17 protein-coding genes are annotated in these 21,869 nt (G+C 65.9%); 9 read left to right on the forward strand and 8 right to left on the reverse strand.

What is annotated here, in order from left to right:
- The first annotated feature begins 14 nt into the window (after nt 1-14).
- The 8 genes from GKC70_RS20530 (at nt 15) to GKC70_RS20565 (ending at nt 6,621) form a co-directional block, all read left to right on the forward strand.
- A complete protein-coding gene (locus GKC70_RS20530; RefSeq protein ID WP_029613384.1) occupies nt 15-329 on the forward strand; it encodes a putative quinol monooxygenase in 315 nt (104 codons plus the stop codon).
- 129 nt (nt 330-458) lie between these two features.
- Nucleotides 459-1,064, forward strand: a complete 606-nt coding sequence (locus GKC70_RS20535; protein ID WP_116887539.1) for a CDP-alcohol phosphatidyltransferase family protein — start codon at nt 459-461, stop codon at nt 1,062-1,064.
- 30 nt (nt 1,065-1,094) lie between these two features.
- Nucleotides 1,095-2,843 (forward strand): bifunctional alpha/beta hydrolase/class I SAM-dependent methyltransferase, encoded by a 1,749-nt coding sequence (locus GKC70_RS20540; RefSeq protein ID WP_342649752.1) that lies wholly within the window; start codon nt 1,095-1,097, stop codon nt 2,841-2,843.
- Nucleotides 2,843-4,165 (forward strand): phosphatase PAP2/dual specificity phosphatase family protein, encoded by a 1,323-nt coding sequence (locus GKC70_RS20545; RefSeq protein ID WP_342649753.1) that lies wholly within the window; start codon nt 2,843-2,845, stop codon nt 4,163-4,165. Before GKC70_RS20540 ends, GKC70_RS20545 begins: the two co-directional genes overlap by 1 nt.
- Entirely contained in the window at nt 4,165-4,596 is a 432-nt protein-coding gene (locus tag GKC70_RS20550; protein ID WP_342649754.1) for a hypothetical protein, read from the forward strand. Before GKC70_RS20545 ends, GKC70_RS20550 begins: the two co-directional genes overlap by 1 nt.
- Before the next feature lie 8 nt (nt 4,597-4,604).
- On the forward strand, nt 4,605-5,228 hold the full coding sequence (locus GKC70_RS20555) for a lysophospholipid acyltransferase family protein (protein ID WP_342649755.1): 624 nt from the start codon (nt 4,605-4,607) through the stop codon (nt 5,226-5,228).
- 1 nt (nt 5,229) lies between these two features.
- On the forward strand, nt 5,230-6,162 hold the full coding sequence (locus GKC70_RS20560) for a phosphatidate cytidylyltransferase (RefSeq protein WP_039575048.1): 933 nt from the start codon (nt 5,230-5,232) through the stop codon (nt 6,160-6,162).
- Between the two features lie 114 nt (nt 6,163-6,276).
- Nucleotides 6,277-6,621 carry a cupin domain-containing protein gene (locus GKC70_RS20565; protein WP_029613387.1) on the forward strand — a complete coding sequence of 115 codons (345 nt, stop codon included), beginning with the start codon at nt 6,277-6,279 and terminating at the stop codon, nt 6,619-6,621.
- Nucleotides 6,622-6,676: 55 nt separating this feature from the next.
- Here the strand turns inward: GKC70_RS20565 and mmsB are convergent, their stop codons facing one another.
- Together mmsB and GKC70_RS20575 are read right to left on the reverse strand one after the other, a co-directional pair.
- Complete coding sequence (gene mmsB, locus GKC70_RS20570; protein ID WP_342649756.1) at nt 6,677-7,570, reverse strand: 3-hydroxyisobutyrate dehydrogenase; 894 nt, start codon at nt 7,568-7,570, stop codon at nt 6,677-6,679.
- Between the two features lie 10 nt (nt 7,571-7,580).
- Nucleotides 7,581-9,104: a CoA-acylating methylmalonate-semialdehyde dehydrogenase gene (locus GKC70_RS20575; protein WP_295486004.1), complete on the reverse strand. Its 1,524-nt coding sequence runs from the start codon at nt 9,102-9,104 to the stop codon at nt 7,581-7,583.
- Between the two features lie 131 nt (nt 9,105-9,235).
- Between GKC70_RS20575 and GKC70_RS20580 the strand changes: the two genes are divergently transcribed.
- Nucleotides 9,236-10,186: a LysR family transcriptional regulator gene (locus tag GKC70_RS20580; RefSeq protein ID WP_342649757.1), complete on the forward strand. Its 951-nt coding sequence runs from the start codon at nt 9,236-9,238 to the stop codon at nt 10,184-10,186.
- 31 nt (nt 10,187-10,217) lie between these two features.
- Here the strand turns inward: GKC70_RS20580 and GKC70_RS20585 are convergent, their stop codons facing one another.
- From GKC70_RS20585 to recC, 6 genes are all read right to left on the reverse strand, one after another.
- The gene (locus tag GKC70_RS20585) at nt 10,218-10,718 is read right to left on the reverse strand and encodes an OmpA family protein (protein ID WP_052191951.1); all 501 of its coding nucleotides are present in this window, start codon (nt 10,716-10,718) and stop codon (nt 10,218-10,220) included.
- 3 nt (nt 10,719-10,721) lie between these two features.
- Nucleotides 10,722-11,990 carry a diguanylate cyclase gene (locus GKC70_RS20590; RefSeq protein WP_342649758.1) on the reverse strand — a complete coding sequence of 423 codons (1,269 nt, stop codon included), beginning with the start codon at nt 11,988-11,990 and terminating at the stop codon, nt 10,722-10,724.
- Nucleotides 11,987-12,556 (reverse strand): YfiR family protein, encoded by a 570-nt coding sequence (locus GKC70_RS20595; protein ID WP_342651557.1) that lies wholly within the window; start codon nt 12,554-12,556, stop codon nt 11,987-11,989. The genes GKC70_RS20590 and GKC70_RS20595 overlap by 4 nt, the downstream gene beginning before the upstream one ends.
- An 82-nt stretch (nt 12,557-12,638) precedes the next feature.
- The gene (gene recD, locus GKC70_RS20600) at nt 12,639-14,714 is read right to left on the reverse strand and encodes an exodeoxyribonuclease V subunit alpha (protein ID WP_342649759.1); all 2,076 of its coding nucleotides are present in this window, start codon (nt 14,712-14,714) and stop codon (nt 12,639-12,641) included.
- On the reverse strand, nt 14,711-18,388 hold the full coding sequence (gene recB / locus GKC70_RS20605; protein ID WP_342649760.1) for an exodeoxyribonuclease V subunit beta: 3,678 nt from the start codon (nt 18,386-18,388) through the stop codon (nt 14,711-14,713). Before recB ends, recD begins: the two co-directional genes overlap by 4 nt.
- Nucleotides 18,385-21,867, reverse strand: a complete 3,483-nt coding sequence (recC, locus tag GKC70_RS20610; protein WP_342649761.1) for an exodeoxyribonuclease V subunit gamma — start codon at nt 21,865-21,867, stop codon at nt 18,385-18,387. The genes recB and recC overlap by 4 nt, the downstream gene beginning before the upstream one ends.
- Between the last annotated feature and the right edge of the window lie 2 nt (nt 21,868-21,869).

Here is a 21,869-nt window from a genome sequence, read left to right on the forward strand (position 1 = left end):
TGAGGATCCCACCCATGAACGAACCGGTCGCCTTCATTCTCAAAGCCAAGACCCGCCCGGAACAGGCAGCGGCCTTCGAGGCGTTGTTCCGCGCCTATGTCGAGCCCAGTCGCCAGGAACCGGGCTGCATCGAATACCACATGCTGCGAGACAAGGAAGATCCCAGCCTCTTCGTGTTCTACGAAGTGTGGGCCGACCAGGCCGCGTTCGACGCCCACTGCGCATTGGCGCACATGACGAGCTTCTTCGAACGACGCATGGACTTCCTGGAGCGCGACTTCGATATCCAGCACGTCGACGTGCTCAGCCCTGACTTAGCGCGGCGCTGATCAGCGCCAGGCACGGGTATGCAGACTCCAGACACTGCCTGGTTCACAGGACCGCTACTTAGCGCTTGCCGCCCCGCGAACTCTTTACCCACAATCGGCTCCTATCTGCACCCGGATAGGGAGTCCCCCGTGCCATCCATCTACCAGCTCAAACCTCGCTTCCAGGCCCTGCTGCGCCCTACGGTGCAGCGTCTGCATGATCGCGGGGTGACCGCCAACCAAGTGACCGTCTTCGCGGCACTGGTGTCGGTGCTGCTCGGGCTGTTGCTGGCCGCCCTGCCCGACGTCACCGGGTTGTTCATTCTGCTGCCGGTGTGGATGCTGCTGCGCATGGCGCTCAATGCCGTAGACGGCATGCTGGCCCGGGAATTCGGCCAGCAGTCGACCCTCGGCGGCTACCTCAACGAACTCTGCGACGTGATCGCCGACGCCGCGCTGTACCTGCCCTTCGCGCTGCTGACCGGCGTCTGGCCGGTGCTCGTGGTGCTGGTGGTGATCCTGGCCATCGTCAGTGAATACGCCGGCGTGATGGGTCCTCTGGTCGGGGCTTCGCGGCGCTACGACGGACCGATGGGCAAGAGCGATCGGGCCTTCGCGTTCGGCGTGCTGGGCACCGGCGTCGCCTTCGGCCTGCTGCCGGCGAGCTGGATCAACGGCCTGCTGCTGGTCATCCTCGCGCTGTCGCTCTATACCCTCTACAACCGGGTGCGCCACGGGCTGGCCGAAACCCGCTGATTCCACTGCCGCAGGACAAGGACTTTCGCCATGCGCCAAGCGCAATCGCTGCACTTCCCGACCCACGATGGCGTCGAACTGCACTACCGGCACTGGCCGGCCACCCGCAACGCGTACCAGCCACGCCGGGCGCTGGTGATGTTCCACCGCGGCCACGAGCACGGTGCGCGCCTGGCGCACCTGGCCGACGAACTGAACCTGCCGGGCTACGACCTCTTCGCCTGGGACGCCCGCGGCCATGGTCTGTCACCCGGCGCGCGAGGCGACAGTCCGAGCTTCGCCACCAGCGTGCGCGACGTGCAGACTTTCATCGAGCATATCCAGTCCCGGCATGGCATCGCCGAGGCCGACATGGTGGTACTGGCGCAAAGCGTCGGCGCGGTGCTGGTCGCCACCTGGGCCCACGACTACGCCCCCAAGGTGCGCTGCCTGGTGCTCGCCTCGCCGGCGTTCAAGGTCAAGCTCTACGTGCCCTTCGCTCGCCCCGGCCTGAAGCTGCTCAAGGCCGTGCGTGGCAATTTCTTCGTCAACAGCTACGTCAAACCGCAACTGCTGACCCACGATCCCGACCGGGTCGCCTCCTATGCCGCCGACCCACTGATCAGCCGACCGATTTCGGTGACCGTGCTGCTGGGCCTGTACGAAGCCGCCGAACGTGTGGTGGCCGATGCCCAGGCGATCCAGGTGCCGACTCAACTGCTGGTGTCCGGTGCGGACTTCGTGGTCGAACGCGCGCCGCAGGAGCGCTTCTTCGAGCGCCTCGGCAGCGCGCGCAAGGAGCTGCACGTGTTGCCCGGTTTCTTCCATGACACCCTCGGCGAGCGTGATCGCGCCCACGCCCTGGCGCGCATCGAGCGCTTCATCGCCCATTGCTTCGACGCGCCGCTGGCGCCGCCCTCGCTGCTCGACGCCGACAGGACCGGCGCCAGTTGCGCCGAAGCCGAGGCACTGGCTGCCCCGCTGCCACGCCACTCGCCGCGCGCGCTGTACTGGCGCAGCTACCGCGCTGGGCTGCGCCTGGTCAAAGGCTTGTCCGATGGCGTCAAGCTGGGTTTCGACACCGGCTTCGACTCGGGCAGCACGCTGGACTACGTCTACCGCGACCAGGCCAGCGGCAAGGGTCGGCTGGGTCGCCTGATCGACCGCAACTACCTCGACGCCATCGGCTGGCGCGGCATTCGCCAGCGCAAGCTGCACGTCGAGGAACTGCTGCGCCTGGCCATCGAGCGGCTGCGCGAACAAGGCCGCGCGGTGCACATCGTCGATATCGCCGCCGGTCACGGCCGCTACATTCTCGACGCCTTGCAGACACACCGGCCGGACTCGATCCTGCTGCGCGACTACAGCGAGCTGAACGTGCAACAGGGCACTGCCCTGATCCAGGAAAAAGGCCTCGGCGAGATTGCGCGCTTCGTCCAAGGCGACGCCTTCGACCGCCAGAGCCTGGCCAGCCTCGACCCGCGCCCAACGCTGGCCGTGGTCTCCGGCCTCTACGAACTGTTCGCCAGCAATCAGTGGGTGGGCAACTCCCTGGCCGGTCTGGCCGACGCCGTGGAAGACGGCGGTTACCTGGTCTACACCGGCCAACCCTGGCACCCGCAACTGGAGATGATCGCCCGCGCCCTGACCAGCCACCGGGGTGGCGAAGCCTGGGTGATGCGCCGGCGTAGCCAGGCGGAAATGGACCAACTGGTGGAGGCGGCAGGCTTTCGCAAGATCACCCAGCGCATCGACCCCTGGGGCATCTTCAGCGTCAGCCTGGCCCAGCGGGTACGTTGATGGCCCGCGAGGCCGGTTTGATCCGGCGCGGGGTGCTGTGGCTGTTGCTGCTGGGGCCGCTGTTCTTCCTCAGCTATGGCCTGGCCAACAACTACACGGCAACGCGCGACGACGTCGGCAGCCTGGTGTTCGACTGGGAACGGCATATGCCGCTGTGGCCCTGGACCATCATTCCCTATTGGTCGATCGACCTGCTGTACGGGCTGTCCTTCCTGCTGCCGCGCAATCGCCGGGAAATGGATCGGCATGCCCTGGCGCTGCTGACGGCGCAACTGCTCAACGTCAGTTGTTTCCTGCTGTGGCCGCTGCGCTTCACCTTCGAGCGACCGGAGCTGGGCGGCCTGTTCGGCTGGCTGTTCGACGTGCTGATGGGCTTCGACAAACCGTTCAACCAGGCGCCGTCGCTGCATATCGCGCTGCTGGTGATCATCTGGACGATGTTCGCCCGCCACACCCGGCGCCCACTGCTGCGTGGGCTGGTGCACGGCTGGATGGCGCTGATCGGGGTGTCGGTGCTGACCACCTGGCAGCATCATTTCATCGACCTGCCCAGCGGCGCGTTGGTCGGCCTGTTGTGCGTCTGGTTGTGGCCCCATCGAGGGCCGCCGCCCCTGCACGCGGCGAGGCTTGCGCGCGAGCCGAAACGCTGGCGACTGGGCCTGCGCTACGGCCTCGGCGCCGGGCTGTGTGCCTGGCTGGGCGTGTCGCTCGGCGGGCTGTGGCTAGGCCTGCTGTGGCCGGCGCTGGCGTTGCTGATGGTGGCGCTGAACTACGTGCTGTTCGGTGCCGGTGGCTTCCAGAAGGATGCCACCGGACGCCTGTCGACGGCGGCAACCTGGCTGCTGGCACCGTACCTGATCGGCGCCTGGATCAACTCGCGCCTGTGGACCTGGCGACACCCTCACGCCGATGAAGTGTGTGACGGGGTCTACCTGGGGCGGATACCTGGTCGGGGTCAGGCGACTTCATTTGCCGGCGTGCTGGACCTGAGCGCCGAGTTGCCCTGCCGCTGCGATTTACCCGCGATGCAGCAGGAACAGCCGGCCTACCTCAACCTGCCCACCCTTGACCTCATTGCCCCCAGCCCCGCGCTGCTGAATCAAGCCGCCGAGGCCATCGAACGCCTGCGCCAGCACGGCAGCGTCCTGGTCTGCTGCGCCTTGGGCTACTCACGCAGCGCCAGTGCCGTGGCTGCCTGGCTGATCCACACCGGCCGCTGCGCCGATATCGAGGCGGCCCAAGCCCTGATCCGTAAGGCGCGCCCCGGCGTGGTGCTGCACCCAGGCCATCGCCAAGCCCTGCGGCACAAGGAGGTGCGTTGATGGACCTGCACCTGGTTGCCGCCCTGCTTGGCCGCGGCCGACAACTGGAGCGCCTGTCCGATGGCCTCACGTTGTTGGCCATCGGCTACGGCCTCACGCCCCTGCTCGGCCTGCACCTGCCTGCGCTGGCCAGTGCACTGTGCGCACTGCTGCTGATCCTCGGCCTTGCCCACAAATGCTGGGCGCTGCGCGTGGCCCTGGACGCCGAGCTGTTCACTCGCCTGGCCAGCAGCCCCCAGCTCGACGAAGACACCGGCGCGCTGGACCGGGCGCTGTTCGACCTCAAACTCAAGGCCAGTGCCGACGACCCGCGCCACTGGCCAGCCCGCAGCCAAGGCGCCCTGGCGCTGCTGCGGCGCCAGGCGCTGTGCCTGGCACTGCAACTGCTGCTGGCCTTGACGACCCTGCTGACGCTGCCTTTCACGGGATGAACCGCACCATGCTTCCAGCCCTCACCGCTTTTGCCATCACCTGCGCCGCGCGCCTGATCACCGGGGCGCGCGCCCTCTGGCTCGGCTGCACGCCACAGCCGATACAACGCCTGTATTTCGCCAACCACAGCAGCCATGGCGACTTCGTCCTGCTCTGGGCCTCGTTGCCCGAGCCGCTACGGCGGCGCACGCGGCCGGTAGCCGGCGCCGATTACTGGTGCCAGCCCGGCCTGCGCGATTTCATCATCCGCAAAGTGTTCAACGGTGTGCTCATCGACCGCCAGCGCAGCGATGCCCAGAGTAATCCGCTGCAACCGGTGCTCGACGCCCTGGCCCAGGGCGACTCGCTGATCTTCTTCCCCGAAGGCACGCGCAATCTGGGTGACGAGCCGCTGCTGCCGTTCAAGAGCGGGTTGTTCCACCTGGCCTCGGCCCAGCCGCAGATCGAAGTGGTGCCGGTGTGGATCGCCAACCTCAACCGCGTGATGCCCAAAGGCCGCGCCCTGCCGCTGCCGTTGCTGTGCACCCTGAGCTTCGGCGAGCCGTTGCACGTACAGCCTGATGAAGACAAGCAGGCGTTTCTCGAGCGGGCCCGGCAGGCCCTGCTGCACCTGGCCCCGAAGGAAGCCTGAAATGGAAGACAACACCCTGTCCCTGTTCATCGGCATCGGCGCCCTGCTGCTGCTCGCCAGCCTGATCGGTCGCCTGCTGAAATGGCGCGCCGGCCCCGGCCCGCATGCGGTGATCGACAACCTCAACGCCCGCATCAACGCCTGGTGGGTGATGGTGCTGGTGATCGGCCTGGCCTTCGTGTTCGGCAAGTACGGCGTGATCGTGCTGTTCTACTGCGTGTCGTTCTACGCGCTGCGCGAATTCATGACCCTCACTCCGACCCGGCGCAGCGATTACCCGGCGCTGGCGGCAGCCTTCTATGTGGCCTTGCCGGTGCAATACCTGCTGATCGGCATGGACTGGTACGGGCTGTTCAGCATCTTCATTCCGGTCTACCTGTTCCTGCTGCTGCCGATCCTGGCCAGCTTCGGCGGCGACACCACGCGCTTCCTGGAACGCGCCTCGAAAGTGCAGTGGGGGCTGATGATCGCGGTGTACTGCGTGTCGTCGGTACCCGCGCTGATGACCCTGGACATTCCGGGCTACGAGGGCCGCAACCTGTTGCTGATCGCCTGGCTGATCCTGGTGGTGCAGATCAGCGACGTGCTGCAGTACGTGTGCGGCAAGCTGTTCGGCAAGCGCAAGGTGGCGCCCAACCTGTCGCCCTCCAAGACCGTCGAAGGCCTGGCCGGCGGCGTGGCCCTGGCCACCTTGGTGGGGGCGCTGCTGTGCTGGATCACGCCGTTCAACTTCTGGCAGGCGGCGCTGATGGCGTTGACGGTCAACGCCATGGGTTTCTTCGGCGGCCTGGTGATGTCGGCGATCAAGCGCGACCGTGGGGTGAAGGACTGGGGCCACATGATCGAAGGCCACGGTGGCATGCTCGACCGCATGGACTCGGTGTGCTTCGCCGCCCCAGTGTTCTTCCACTTCGTTCGCTACTGGTGGGCCTGACCGAAGCGAGTCGAACAGCGCATCCAGACACATGAAGGTCGAGCCCAGGCAACCGCAGCCACCGTTCAGCCCCTATGGTGACGGGTCATTCAGCCCGTCATCAGGAGCTCTGCCATGTCCGACTTCATCACTGTCCTGCGCGAAACCTGCCCGACGCCGGTCGTCAACGCGACCAAGTGGAAACGCATCGGCGGCGATCCGCACACCGTCAACCTCAACGCCTACCTGTCGGCCGACGGCAGCAAGATCATGGGCACCTGGATCTGCACGCCCGGCAAGTTCGAGGTGAACTACGACAAGTGGGAGTTCTGCCACTTCCTCGAAGGCTATTGCATCATCACCCCGGAGGGCGAAGAGCCCAAGCACCTGAAGGGCGGTGACGTGTTCGTCATCGAGCCCGGCATGAAGGGCACCTGGGAAGTGGTGGAGACCGTGCGCAAGTACTTCGTGTTCGCCTGACGCCTGAAGGGCCGCCAAGCGGCCCATCGCGACGCAAGGCCTTTGTGCGTTCAGCTCAGTCGTCCTTCTTCCGATAGCCCTCGACGATCGCCGAGAAGTCCTTGCCGCCCTCGCCGCGCAAGCTCATGGCTTGGTACAACTGCTGCGCGACTGCACCGAGAATCACCGGCTGGTGCGCCTGGCGCGCGGCCTCGGTGGCCAGGCCCAGGTCCTTGAGCATCAGTTCGGCACCAAAGCCACCGGTGTAGCCGCGTGCAGCCGGCGCGGTGTCGATCACACCGGGCCAAGGGTTGTAGGTATCGGAGCTCCAGCAACGGCCGGTGGAGCTGTTGATGATCCCGGCCAGCACCTGGGTGTCGATGCCCAGCGCATTGCCCAGGGCCATGGCTTCGGACACGCCGATCATGGAGATGCCCAGCAGCAGGTTGTTGCAGATCTTGGCAATCTGCCCAGTGCCCACTGCACCGCAGTGCACGATGTCGCGGCCCATCTGTTCGAGCACCGGCTTGAGCGTGGCGAACAGCTCGGGGCTGGCGCCGACCATGAAGGTCAAGGTCCCCGCCGCAGCACCACCGGTGCCCCCCGACACCGGCGCGTCGCCCATGTCGATGCCCTTGGCCGCCGCGGCCTTGGACACGTCGCGGGCGGTCTGCGGATCGATGGTGCTGCAGTCCAACGTCGGTGTGCCGGGCTTGATGCCGGCGAGCACACCGTCGTCCTCGTTCAGGTACACCGAGCGCACGTGGGCAGCGGCCGGCAGCATGGTGATCACCAGCTCGCTGCGGGCAGCGGCGTCCTTCGGCGAGATGCTGACCTGGCCGCCCAGCTCGGCAAGCTCGGCCAGCACGGTTTTGTTGAGGTCGAACAGGTTCAGTGTGTGCCCGGCCTTGATCAGGTTGCGGGCCATGGGGGCGCCCATGTTGCCCAGACCGATGAATGCGATACGCATGACCAACTCCTTAGCGCAGGCTGATGGTGGTGTTCACGCCGTCGTTGACGCTGTCGTCGTCGAACCAGCGGGCCGTGACCGTCTTGGTCTGCGTGTAGAACTGCACCACCTGTTTGCCATAGGGGCCCAGATCGCCCAGCTTGGAGCCGCGCGAACCGGTGAAGCTGAAGAACGGCACCGGCACCGGGATCGGGATGTTGATGCCGACCTGGCCGACGTCGATCTCGCTCTGGAACTTGCGTGCCGCCGCGCCGCTCTGGGTGAACAAGCCGGTGCCGTTGCCGAACGGGTTGGCGTTGACCAGGGCGATGGCCTCATCGAGGGTGTCGACTTCCAGCGTGACCAACACCGGGCCGAAAATTTCCTGGGTGTAGATCTGCATGTCGGTGGTCACGCCGGAGAACAGGGTCGGGCCGACGAAGTTGCCGTGCTCGAAGCCCGGCACCTGTACGTCACGGCCGTCCAGCTCGAGCGTGGCGCCTTCCTTCACGCCGCTGTCGATCAGCCCCAGCACGCGCTCCTTGGCGCGCTTGGACACCACCGGACCGACGTCGGTCCCCGGCTCGCTGCCAGCGTTGACCTTGAGCCTGCTCGCCGCCGCCTTGATGTCCGGCAGCCACTCGCGGGCCTTGCCCACCAGCACCGCCACCGAGGTGGCCATGCAGCGCTGGCCGGCTGCACCGAAGGCCGCGCCGACCAGGGCATTGATGGTTTGGGTGCGGTTGGCGTCGGGCAGTACCACGGCGTGGTTCTTGGCGCCCATCATCGACTGCACGCGCTTGCCGTGCTGACTGGCAAGGTTGTACACGTGGGTGCCGACCTCGGTCGAGCCGACGAAGGAAACCGCCTTGATGTCCTGATGGGTGCACAGCGCATCGACCACCTGCTTGCCACCGTGCACCACGTTCAGCACGCCCGCCGGTACCCCGGCTTCCAGGGCCAGTTCGACCAGCATCAGCGTCGACAGCGGATCTTGCTCGGACGGCTTGAGCACGAAGGTGTTGCCGCAGACGATGGCCATGGGGAACATCCACAGCGGAATCATCGCCGGGAAGTTGAACGGGGTGATACCGGCGCACACGCCGATCGGCTGGCGCAAGGTGTAGGTGTCGACGCCACCGGCGACGTTCTCGGCGAACTCGCCCATCTGCAGGGTGCCGATGGACGCGGCGTGCTCCACCACTTCCAGACCGCGGAAGATGTCGCCCTCGGCATCGGCCAGGGTCTTGCCTTGCTCGGCGCTCAGGGTCGCGGCGATGCGCTTGCTGTGCTCGCGGATCAGCGCCTGCAACTTGAGCATGATGCGCATGCGCGCACCGATCGGTGTGTCACGCCAGGTCTTGAAGGCACGCTGGGCGGCAGCGATGGCGGCGTCGACTTCGGCGGCGGTGGCGAACGGCACGCGCGCCAGTACCTGCTGGGTGGCCGGATTGACCACGTCGCGCCATTCCTGAGTGGTCGACTCCACCCATTGCCCGTCGATCAACAACTTGGCCTGCTGCACGTGGGTCGTGGGGGTGTGGGGTGCGTTCATCTGCGCTCTCCTTGGAATTATTGTCGGAACGAAGACGCCTACGCCGCAGCGAACGGGGTGGCGTGCAGGGAGTGAGTTCGAGTATAGATGTGCAAACATCCAACAAGAATGCACAAAAAAACCGGATCAACATGCAAAAAGACCTGACCTCCCTTAGTGCGCTGAACTGGGACGACCTCAAGTTCTTCCTCGAAGTGGCGCGCACACGCAAGGCCAGCAGCGCCGCCAAACGCCTGTCGGTGGACTACACCACGGTGTCGCGACGCATCAGCTCACTGGAAGGTGCCATGGGCACGCTGTTGTTCGAGAAATCGCGCACCAACGGCTTCGTACTCACCGCCGAAGGTCAGCGCCTGCTGGGCTACGCCGAGTCGATCGAAAGTACCTTGCACATGGCCTGCGAACAGGTGTCCGGCTCCGGCGTGGCGTTGTCGGGGCATGTGCGCATGGGCTGCACCGAGGGCTTCGGCAGCTTCTTCGTCACCCCGCAACTGAGCCGCTTCGTCGACACCTGGCCAGCGATCTCGGTGGATATCCTGCCGCTGCCTCACTTCATCAGCCTGTCCAAGCGCGAGGCGGACATCGTCATCGCCCTGGAGCGCCCGGAGCACGGGCCGTATGTCTGCTGCAAGCTGTGCGACTACCGCCTGCGGCTGTATGCCACCCGGGAATACCTGGACAACCACGCGCCGATTGGCGAGGTGGCCGACCTGGCGCGGCACCCTTTCATCAGCTACGTCGACGACCTGGCCTTCAGTTCCGAGTTGCTGTACCTGGCGAACCTGATCCCCAACGCCCATGCCCACCTGCGCAGCACCAGCGTGATCGCCCAGTACACCGCCGCACTGCAAGGGCGTGGCCTGGCAATCCTGCCGTGCTTCCTGGCAGCGCAGGACGCGCGGCTGGTGACGGTACTGGAGGATGAGGTCGAGGTGACACGGCAGTTCTGGATGTATTGCCGGGAGGATCTGCGCAAGTTGAAGCGCATCACCCTGCTGTGGGACTACATCCGCGAGGTGACTGAGGCGAATGCGCCGTTGCTGATGGGCCAGACGCGCGAGATGGTGTTCGCGCAGGACTGAGGGCGACGGGCGTTAGCCGCACACTCGTCTTTCAATTGGCGCCCACCACGATCGACACCCGCCGGTTCTCGGTACGGCCGGCGCTGGTGCGGTTGTCGGCCACCGGCTGGCGGCTGCCCAACCCGCGCGTCTGGATATCGCCTGGCGGCATACCGATCCCCACCAGCGCCTGCGCCACGCTCTGCGCACGGCGCTCGGACAACTGCTGGTTGTACGCCGCCTTGCCCGAGGCATCGGCATGGCCATCGACGCGCACCCGCTGGATGCCCACCGACAGCAACGCGCGGCCAACGCGTTCGACGATCGCCTGGCTTTGCCCGTTGAGCCGGTCCAGATCGCTGCCGAACAGCACCTTGCCAGACAGATCGAACGCCCAGCCCTCTTCGCTGGGGGTAAAGCCCTCGCGCTGCAGCACAGCGATTTGCTCGGGACTCAGGCCGACGGGCGGCGCCGTCTTGCACGCACTCAACGCTGTCAGTGCCAGCAACAAAGCCAGCCAGGCGAGCGGCTGGCGGTAAAAGGGGTGTGTCACGGTTCAGCTCCTGTCATCGGGGTCCGTGGCCCAGTCACCACGCGCCGCTTGCCGGTGGCCGCGACGGCTGCGCTTGGTCTGGTACATCGCCGCATCGGCGGCATTGAGCAGACTGGCCGGGTCCTGGCCATCGTCCGGGTAGAAGGCGATACCGACACTCAACGCACTGGACACGCGGCGGCCATCGTCAAGCTGGATCGGCAAGCGCATGCTGGCGACGATCTTGTCGGCGATGCGCTCGGCGTCTTCACGTGAGTGCAGCGGGGTCAGCAGCACGGCGAATTCATCGCCTCCCAGGCGCGCCACCAGGTCGTGCTCGCGCAATTGCGCGCGTACGCGACTGGCGACGTTGATCAGCACCTCGTCGCCCACCGCATGGCCGAGGCTGTCGTTGATCTGCTTGAAGTGATCGCTGTCGAGAAACAGCACCGCCATGTGGTCTTGAAGGCGGGCGGCGTTGCGCAGGCTGCGGTTGAGACGTCCTTCGAAGAACGCGCGGTTGGGCAAACCGGTCAGGCTATCGTGGCTGGCCTGGTGAGCCAGGGTCGCGTTTTCGCTTTGCAGGTGGCTTTGCCAGACTTCCAGTTCGTCGAGCAGGGCATTGAAGTCGGTACCCAGTTCGTTGAGCTCGGCAATGCGTGCCTCGGGGACGCGTCGGTCGAAACTGCGCTCGCGGCGGGCGGCGTGGGCGACGCTGGCCAGGCTGCGCAGCGGTCGGACGATATCGCCGAACAGACGGCGCGACAGGTGCAGGGCGACCAGCGTGCTGAGCAGGATGCAGCAGAGAATGCCGAACAACCCACTGAGCAGGAAGCGCAGCAGGCTGCCGCCCTGCCCGGTCAGCTCGATATGCCCGACCGTGCGCTGCTGGTGGACGATGGGCCGATAGATGGGCTCGTCCAGCAAGGCCTTCGCCACCTGGCGCTCCAGCGGTGCAAGCAGCCCGGTGTCGTCGCGCTGCCAGCGCGCTAGCAGATCGCCGTCGAGGGCGAAGACCTTGGCGTCGGCGACCTCCTCGCTGCCTGCGATCACTGCCAGGGCCTCATTGGCGGCGGGGCTGTCGTCGAACACCACCGCGGCTTCCACGGTGTAGCTGATCGAGCGAGCGATCAGTTCCAGGTTGTGATTGGCATGCACACGCAGGGCGGCAACGCCGAGCAAGGTTCCGGAGATACCGGCCAGGCCGACCGCCAGCAGGGCGATGGCCAGATGGCCGCGGCCGAGTGCGGCGCGCAAGGTCGGCCGGCGTCTGCGCGTGAGGCGAGAGGTCATGGCTGCGCAGCCCGACGCCGCGACAATTGCAGCACGCTGGGATGAATACGCAAGCCGCTGCGCGCCACCGAGTCGAGGTTGACCGCGAAACTCACCTGCTCGTCCTCGACGCGCAGGCAGAACAGACTGCCGACCGTACACGGGTCGTCCGCCTCGCTGATGCTCAGCACCGGATGGCCGATCAGCGCGTTGAACAGCCGATCACGCTCACCCGCGTCGAGTCGACCGATATACACCGCATCGCAGGCTTCGGCGGTGCGGGGGTCGTCGGCCAGCAGACGACGCACCAGCAAGGGTTGCGATGCGGTCTGCAACTTGCCCTTGATCAGGTCATCGGCGTACTCGGTGGGACCGATCAGGCACAGGCGCAAGGGCGCGGGCTCCACCGGCCAACGGGCGTAGCTGAAGATTCCCAAGACCACTTGGGTCACTGCCTTGGCGCGCTGTTGCACCTGCACCGCAGTGGTCGGCGCATACGCCCGCGCAGGCTCGGCGAACGACGACAGGGCGACGATCAACAGCGACAACGCACAGTTCGCCACCCGCCACCGAGGCGAGACAACCACTGACATCTAGGAAACTTCTCAAGTTAAATTCAGATGTGTCGCACGATAGCACAAGGCCGCGATGCCAAGGTATTGACGAATGTCAGATATTTTCCAGCGCAAGGCCAGAAATCCGTCGCACCTTGCGCTTGACGGCCTCCTCGAACACGCCGGCTCGCGGCTCGATCAAGCTGAAGCAAGCTTTGGCACGGGTGATACCGGTATAGATCAGCTCTTTGGTGAGTACCGGATTCAGCGCATCGGGCAGCACCAGGGCAGTATGACTGAATTCCGAACCCTGGGACTTGTGTACCGTCATGGCGAAGACGGTTTCCACCTCGTTGAGCCGGCTGGGCAGCACGAAGCGTACGCCGCCTGAACCGTCGTTGCGGGCGAATGCCACACGCAGCGAGGTTTCACCCGTCTCGTCCGGCAGCCGCAGGGCAATGCCGATATCGCCGTTCATCAAGCCCAGGCCGTAATCGTTGCGGGTGACCAGCACGGGTCGCCCCTCGTACCACGGCAGGCGTGTATCGATCAGGCCGGCGCCGTGCAGCACCCGCGCTACGCGTTCGTTCAGACCCTCCACACCCCAGGCACCGCGGCGCACGGCACACAGCAACTGGAAACCCTCGAAGCTGCCCAGCACCCGCGCCGCCCAGTGCTCCCACTCGCTGGCGTCGGCCGGTGTACCCGGTGCCGGCCGATGGCGGCCTAGGGTGCGCAGGTAACTGCGGTAACCCTGGGGCCCCTCTTCGCCACGCCCCAGCCCCTCCAGCAACAGACGGTCGAAGGCCCGGTCGTGCTCGCCGCGCAGCGACAGGCTGAACACATCGTCCGGCGGCAGGCTGAGCAGCGCGCGCGCCTGCTCGGCCTGCTGCAGGTTGACCCACCGTGCCAGCCGACCAATACCGCTGCCTTCACCGAAGCGGCGGGAGTGACGCAGCATCACCACCTGCTGCGCCAGGGCATGCTGCTGCGCATCGCCGGACAGCAGCCCGCTGTCATGCAACGACTGGCCACCGACCTGCTCCAGCCAGGCCTGAGTCGCCGCCGTGTAGCGCCCCTCCTCGGCATAGCGACACAGATCGCCCAGCACCGCGCCGGCTTCCACCGACGCCAACTGGTCCTTGTCGCCGAGCAGCACCAGGCGCGCGCGGCTCGGCAAGGCGTCGAGCAGGTTGGCCATCATTTCCAGGTCGATCATCGACGCCTCATCCACCACCAGGACATCCAGCGGCAGCGGGTTACCGGCGTGGTGGCGGAAATGCCGCGAGCCGGGGCGACTGCCGAGCAGGCGGTGCACCGTGCTCACCTCGGTGGGAATCTGCGCACGCAGCGTAGCGTCCACCTGCAAGCGCTCGACTTGCTGACCGATGGACTCGGTCAGGCGCGCTGCCGCCTTGCCGGTGGGCGCCGCCAGGCGGATGCGCAAAGGCCTGCCCTGCTCCACTGCCGGGCCTTGGAGCAGGGCCAGCAAGCGCACCACGGTGGTGGTCTTGCCGGTCCCAGGGCCGCCGGTAACGATGCTGAAGGCGGCGCGGGTGGCCAGGGCGCAGGCGAGCTTCTGCCAGTCCACCTGGCCAGCCGGAGCGCCGCCTTCGAACAACTGCGCCAGACGCGCCGGCAGGTCGTGGGGAATCGCTTCGTGGGTCGCGATGCGCTGCTGCAGCGAGTGGTCGACACGCCGCTCATAGCGCCAGTAGCGGCGTAGATACAGGCGCTGAGCACTGAGCACCAGCGGCCGCGCCTCATGCCCGGCGCTATCGCCATCGGCCACCAGTCCACTCGCTGCGATACGCTGCCGCCAGAGGGCGGGGTCGAGGGCGGCGAGCAGTTGTGAGGGCAGCAGCAACGGTCCGGCCAGGGCGTCGCCCTCCGGCGGCAGCGACAGCGCGAAGTCAGGCTCGGCCAGCGTCTGCTCCAGGTCCAGGCACACATGCCCATGCCCCAACTGATGACTGGCCAACGCCGCCGCCAGCAGCACCAACGGATCGCCGCCCGGCTCACGCTCCGCGAGAAAGCTGACGAACGCGCGGTCCAGCGCACGCAACCAGCCGCGTTCGACCCACCGGTCCAACAGCGCAAGCAGATCGTGGCTGTCGGCAAGCGGCGCCAAGGCCGCCAGGTGCTCGGCCTGCAACGGGGTGGGCAGCAGGTCGTCGAGGGTGCGGCTCATGGTGTGGCTCCGGCAAACAGGTCCTGCTGTTCGGGCTGGAGATCGCCGCGAAACAGCGCATCGAGCTGTTCGATCAGCTCACGGGGTGGCCGCACCGCGTACAGGCCGCGACCGGCACTGCCGGTGCCGCGCAGGAAAATGAACAGCGCGCCGCCGACATGGCGGTCGTAGTCATAGTCGGGCAGGCGCGCGCGCAGTTGGCGGTGCAGGGCCAGCAGGTACAGCACGTACTGCAGGTCGTAGCGATGATCGAGAATCGCCTGCTCCATGGCCGGTGCGTTATAGGCGTTGCCGTCCGGGCCGAGCCAATTGGATTTGTAGTCGGCCACGTAGTAGCGACCGTCCAGTTCGAAGGCCAGGTCGATGAAGCCTTTGAACATGCCATTGAGCTGACTGGCCAGTGCCGCCGGGCGCGCGGCGCCGCTGTGGGTGTGGCGCACGACGAGTTGGTCGAGACGGCGCACATCGACCCGGTGGCTGGCAAACCAGAACTCCATCTCGATCTGGTACTGCTGCAGGTGCGCCAAGCGCAGCAGCGTGCCCTCGGGAGCTAGCGGTAATTCCTGAATGAGCAGGTGCTGCAACCATTGGCTGAGCGTGGGAATCCAGCCACTCCAGTCGCGACGATTGCAGCGCTGGCCCACGGTACGCTCGATCAACGCGGGCTGGCTGGCGATCTCGGCGAACCCCTCGCGGCCGGCCCATTCCAACAAGCCGTGGAGGAAGGTGCCGGGGTTCGGTCCGCGTGGGAAACGGTGGATATCACCGTTTTCCGGCGGCACCTCGCGCAGCAGTTGCGGATCGATGCTTTCGTCGTCGAGCAGTTGCTGGGCCTGGGAGCTGTCGGCCAACACGTTCTGGTCACCCACGCGCAACGCACTGTAGGACGCAATCCACCACTGCTCCGTCGCCGCCCGTCGCGGCTTGAGTGCAGCTCGCCATTGCGTACCGTGACGCGGGGCCTGGTAGACCTGGTCATCGACCTCGGGCAGCGCTGGGCAGGCAATCGCAGCGCTTTGCGCGCACAGCGTCTGCAACCAGTCGGCCAACTGAGCGGAGTCGGACAGCGGCTGTCCGCCACCGAGCAGGTAGCCCAGGGCCGAGCGGTGCAACTGCGAGCTTTTCTGGTTGCCGCGCTTGAGGTCGGCTATCCCCAGCCAGCAGGCATGCTGGGCACGGGTCAAAGCGACATAGAGCAGGCGCAGGTCTTCGGCCAGGCGTTCGTCATCGGCCAGGGCGATCTGTTCGGCTGTGGGGCTGAGGGTCAGCAATGGCTGACCGTCACGGTCGTGCCAGGTCAAGGGCAGGCGCTGACCGTCCACGGCCTTGCTGGTGCAGATGAACGGCAGGTAGACCAGCGGGTACTCCAGGCCTTTGGACTTGTGGATAGTCACCACCTTGACCAGTTGCTCGTCGCTTTCCAGACGCAGGATCTGCTGCTCGCCCGCCTGCGCGGCATTGGCCAGTTGCTCGCTCAAATGGCGAATCAGCGCCTGCTCGCCGTCCAGCTCGCCGGCCGCCTGCTGCAGCAGTTCGGCCAGGTGCAGCAAGTTGGTCAGCACGCGCTCGCCATCGCTACGACCGATCAGGCTGCGCGGCAACTGAAAGTCGTGCAGCAGGCGACGCAGCATGGGCAGCACACCCTGGCGCTGCCAGGTTTCGCGGTACAGGCGAAAGCGCATGACCCAGGCCTCCCAAACCCGCTCGTCTTGATTCAGACGCTCGAGCTCCATTAACGGCAGGTCCAGCGTCAGGCTGGCCAAGGCAGCCTTGAGCAGACGTTCGGCGTCGGGCTCGGCGCACGCCTTGAGCCAGGCCAGCAGGTCGTGAGCCTCTTGCGCGGCGAACACCGAATCCTTGTCGGACAGATAGACGCTGCGCACGCCGCGCGCAGTCAGCGCGCTGCGGATCATCTGCGCTTCGCGGCCATCGCGCACCAGAATGGCGATGTCCGACGGACGGCAGCCACGTAACGCACCCTGTTCATCAGCGAAGCCACTCACGCCGAGCTGGCCGCCCATGAGCAACGCCACGATATGGCTGGCGCAGCGCGCCGCCAATTGCTGACGGTACTGGCTGCTGGACAGAGGTTCGTCGCTGGGCAGGTGCCAGCACTGCAACGCGGCGCACGCTTGACCGTCGATCAGCAGGCGTTCGCTGCGGCCCTTGGCGTGCACTTCGACGAAGGGCAGCGGGTTGTCATCGGCCTCGCGGAACAGGAAGGCACCGCGCCCCTGCGCACGCCGCTCGGCCAACAGGAAGGTGCTGTTGACCGCCTCGACCATGGCCTGGCTGGAGCGGTAGTTGGTGTCCAGGCTGTGCAGGCGTCCGGCAGTGGCTCGCCGGGCGTCCAGGTAGGTGAAGATATCGGCGCCGCGGAAAGCGTAGATCGCCTGCTTGGGGTCGCCGATCATGAACAGGCCGGTCTCGCGACGATTCTCGGCAATGCGATAGATGCGCTCGAAGATGCCGTACTGCACCGGGTCGGTGTCCTGGAACTCATCGATCAGCGCCACCGGGAACTGCTCGCGAATCAGCCCGGCCAAACGTTCGCCGGCCTCGCCACGCAAGGCCTGTTCCAGGCGCAGGAGCATGTCGTCGAAGCCCATTTCCGCGCGTCGGCGTTTTTCCACCTCGAAGCGCGCCGCGACCCAGCCGGCGGCATGCCCAAGCACTGCCGCATCGGGGCCGGGTAACGCCTGCAATTGAGCGCGCAGCTCGGTCATGGCCTGCAGTGCCGGGTGCTCGGGCGGTTGGCCGGACTTCCAGGCTTCGGCCATCCCGTCCGGGGTCAAGCGGGTGAAGCCCGTGCCCAGGTCGAGCTCCATGAGCTGATCATCGCCGGCCCAGGTGCGCAGCTTGTCGAACCAGGGTTCGAAGAAGCGCGCCTGTAGCTTGCGCCCGTCAGCCTGCTTGGCGGCCACCGCCGCGCGACAGATCTCCTGCAACTCATCGGCCCATCGCGCCCAGGGCGCCTTGAGCGCCTGCAGTTGCTGCTGGCGTTGCGCCAGGGCGGCGTCGATCAGCGCTTGCGGCTCAGGGCCTTCGGCGTCAGCGGGAAAGCGCCCGAACAACGGGCGGATACGCGGCAGCAATGCATCCGGGCTGAGCCAATGGCTGCGCACCCAGGCCAGCGCCTCGCCGTGCATGCCATAGCAGAAGCGCCGCCAGTAATCGCGCATGACTTGACCGAGCAGTTCACTGTGATCGGTCTCCAGGCTCTGGGTGAACAGGCTGCCGCTGTCGAAGGCATGCTCGCGCAGCATGCGCTGACACCAGCCATGGATGGTCGAGACCGCCGCTTCGTCCATCCACTGCACCGCCACTTCCAGGCGACTGGCGCACCGTGGCCAGTGGTCGTGTGGATAGTCGTCGCGCAGTTGATACAGCAAGGGGTCGGCGCCGTCCAACTCTCCCCGGAAAAAGCGCGCCGCCTCGGCCAGGCGTGTGCGAATGCGCTCGCGCAGCTCTTTGGTGGCGGCATCGGTGAAGGTCACTACAAGGATCTGTGGAGGCAGCAATTCGCGGCCAAAGCCGTGTTCGCCGCCGTGGCCCAGAATCAGGCGCAGGTAGAGTGCGGAGATGGTGAAGGTCTTGCCGGTGCCGGCACTGGCTTCGATCAGTTGGCTGCCGTGCAGGGGAAAGCTCAGGGCCAGAGGCCGGGCCTGGGTCATGCGACGGTCTCCGGCGAGTCCTGGGTTTTCCAGGCGGCGGTGAACAGAGGTCGATACAGGGCTTCGCACCAGCCTTCGAAGGTTTCGTCGGCCGTGAGTGCGGCGAAGTCGCGGAACTGACGGATCAGCGCAAGGCTTTCGCTGCGCTCGCCGAAACTGTTCTGGCCATCGCCTTCGTAGGCCTTCGCCGCAGCGGCCTGGGCTTTGTCCGGGTCTGACTGAGCGAGCCAGGCGAAAGCGGTTTTCGGCGCCACCGGCAGGGGCGCATTCATGCCCGCTTGACGCGCGACCAGCAGGTCGGCGAGCAGATCGCTGGCCTGGGCGTTGGGCAGAGGCGCGAGCAGCAGGGTCTGGTCGCTGGCCACCAGCGCGGTATGCAGTGGATAACCCACGGCGCAGGCGGCAAGGTGCATGACCCACGCGGGGATCAAGCGATGCCACTTGAGGCTGTTGCGCCCGGCGCCGAGGCTGTTCGGGACGGTGGTAATGCTCAGCAAGTCCTCGCCATCGCCTTGATAGACACGGCCCAACCAACCTTCCAGGCGCAGGGCGCCACGCTCGAAACGAATCGGCAGCGCACCTTCGACCACGCGGGGCCAGCGCTGCAATAGTTGGCGGTGCCGTGTCAGCAAATCAGGCAATGGCTGGATCAGTTCAACCTGCAGCGACTCGCCAAAGCCTGCCAACGGCAGCAACCCACAGGCTTGCAAGCGCCGCGCCTGGCTTTGCAAGGCCTGCTCCGGGTCGTCAGTCGCGGTCAGTGCGGCATCGAGCAGGCGCTCGCTCAGGCTGTAGCGCTGCAGGGCATCCAGCACGAAGGGCTCTTCGTCGGGAGTGGGCGCTTGCAGGGCTTCGAAAAGCACTTTGAGCCGCTGACTGAAGAAATGTCTCACCGGATGACGGAGAAAGTCCTGCAACTGGGTCAGGGTCAGCGGCTCATCGCTCTCGTATGCTGGCAGTGCCAGGGTGTCCGGGATCGCTGTTTGATCAGGCTGATGCAACACCTGCCACTCGTGGGCATAGCTGAACAGCGGGCTGTCCTTCTGGAAGTAGCGCTGACTGAACGGCTGCAACGGATGTTCCTGGGTGAGCGCGTGCAGCAGTTGCTGACCAGAATCGTCGCGTTCGCCCTGCTCGGCACCGGCCAACTGCCAGCCGGCGGCGAGGTGATCGCGCAATTGACCGATCAATACCGACGCCGGGCGCTCGCTGTTGTCGCGGATACTGCGCCCGACCCAACTGACATACAGCTGATCGCGGGCCGAGAGCAGCGCTTCGAGCAGCAGGTAGCGGTCGTCCTCGCGCCGCGAGCGATCGCCGGGGCGGTAGTCGCTGGCCATCAGATCGAAATCCAACGGCGGCTGGGCGCGCGGGTAATCGCCGTCGTTCATGCCCAGCAGGCAGACGATACGGAAGGGAATGGCACGCATGGGCATCAGTGTGCAGAAATTCACCGAGCCGGCCAGGAAGCGTTGCGACAACTTGCCTTGATCGAGACCCGACAACCAGGCCTCGCGCACGACCGTGAGGGGCAGCTGCTCGTCCAAGCCGACCGTTTCGCAGGTTTCCAGCCAGGTGTCGCGCAGGTCCTGCAACTCGACCAGCAGCAGTTCGTCATGTTCTTCCTCGGCCAGGAAGAATACCTGCAGCAGGGCATGCAGGCGCGCGCCCCACTGCTGAACGCTGGCAGGTTCGGCGAGGTGCTGGCAGGCCACTTCCAACGCATCCAGCAAGGCGACCAGCGGACCGATCAGGGCGGCCTCGAGGCCGCCGATCTCATCGAACGGCTCAATGCCGTCGCAGCCTTCACCGACACCTACCGCATAGCCCAGCAACATACGCCGCAAGCCGAATCGCCAACTGTTCTGTTCCAGCCCCTCCGGCAGGCCGAGGCTGGCTCGCTGCTCGCCGCTCAGGCCCCAACGGATGCCTGCGCCTTCGATCCAGCGGTGCAAGGTCGGCAGATCGCTTTGCTTGATGCCGAAGCGTGCGCGCAGCGCGGGCACATCCAGCAGGTCGAGGATCTCGCTGACGGCAAAGCGGCTGTCGGGCAGCTTGAGCAGGTGCTCCAAGGCGATGAGCAGCGGATCGCGGCCACGCTGGCCCTGGTCGGTGAGGGTGAAGGGGATGTAGCGCGGGTCATGGCGGTCAAGTTGACCGAACACGGCGCGGATATGCGGGGCATAGTCGTCGATGGCCGGAAGCATGACGATGACATCGCGTGGGCGCAGCGTCGGGTCGTTGCTGAACCGAGCGAGCAGTTGATCGTGCAGGATCTCGACCTCGCGCTGCGGACTGTGCGCCACGTGAAAACGAATCGAGCGGTCGCTCGCGGCATTGACGGCAGGCCAGGTTTCGCGGGTTTCCGACAGCGGGCGCAACTCGAGAATGTCGTCCTGCAACTGATTGAGCAACGTCAGCGGCTGCGCCTCGCTGAACAAGTCGATACGACCGTCGCTGAAGACTCCACGGTAGCTGCCAGGGTCATCGTAGCTGTCGAGCAGGTTGATGTAGTCACGGCCTTGCTTGCCCCAGGCGGCCAACAGGGGATGGGCGTGCTGATGAAGCGCCTCGTCGTCCAGTTGCAGCGGCATGCTGTGTTTACGCTGCAGACGCTTGTACTGATGCCGGAGCAGGTCCTTGTCGGCGACGATGTCGCCCCAGTGGTGGCGGCAGGGATTGTGTACGCACAGCAGCACTTGGCTGAAGCGGGCCAGACCGGCCAGTGCTTCGAGGGTTTGGGCGGGCAGCGATGAGATACCGAACACCATCACCCGCGCAGGCAATCCCGGGGGCGCGTGCTCCAAGGCATCGACTCGCTCGATGAAGCGCTGATGCACACCGGCGCGGCTTTGCGCCATGCCCTCTGCCCCGACATCGTCCAGCAGCGCCCGCCACAATTCGGCCTGCCAGCGATTGCCGTCCACCAAAGGCTTGCGCTCGCCACGGGCGGTGTTGAGTACGTGGTGGCCTGAGGCCCAGTCTTTGAGCCAATCGGCGCGATAGACCTGGTATTGGTCGAACAGGTCGGCCAGACGTTCAGCCAACTGGTAGCGTTTGCGCAGGTCCGTGTCGTCAGTGAGGAAGCGTTTGAGCGGCTCGAAATGGGGGCGCTCGATCAGGGCCGGCAGCAGGCGCATCAGGCGCCAGGTCAATGGGGCTTTGTCGAGCAGCGAAACTTCTGGAATCTGATCACGGCCCAGCACGCGACGGTAGAGTTGCCACATGAAACTGCCGGGCAACTGCACATCGATGGCGGCCGCGATACCGCAGCCGCCCTGGTCATCGTCTTCAGGGTCTTCGGCCAATGCGAGCTTGAGCCATTGAGCGATGCCGTTGCTCTGCACCAGAGCGATTTCGTTTTCCAGTGGAGCCAACGGGTAATTACGCATGACGCTCACCACCAGGCTGCGCAACTCGTCGAGGCGGTTGCCCTGAACGATCATGAAGCCGGGTTGCAGTGAGGTGGTGGTGGCCATTG

This window comes from Pseudomonas sp. REB1044 (assembly GCF_038813925.1).
Taxonomy (GTDB): Bacteria; Pseudomonadota; Gammaproteobacteria; order Pseudomonadales; family Pseudomonadaceae; genus Aquipseudomonas; species Aquipseudomonas boreofloridensis.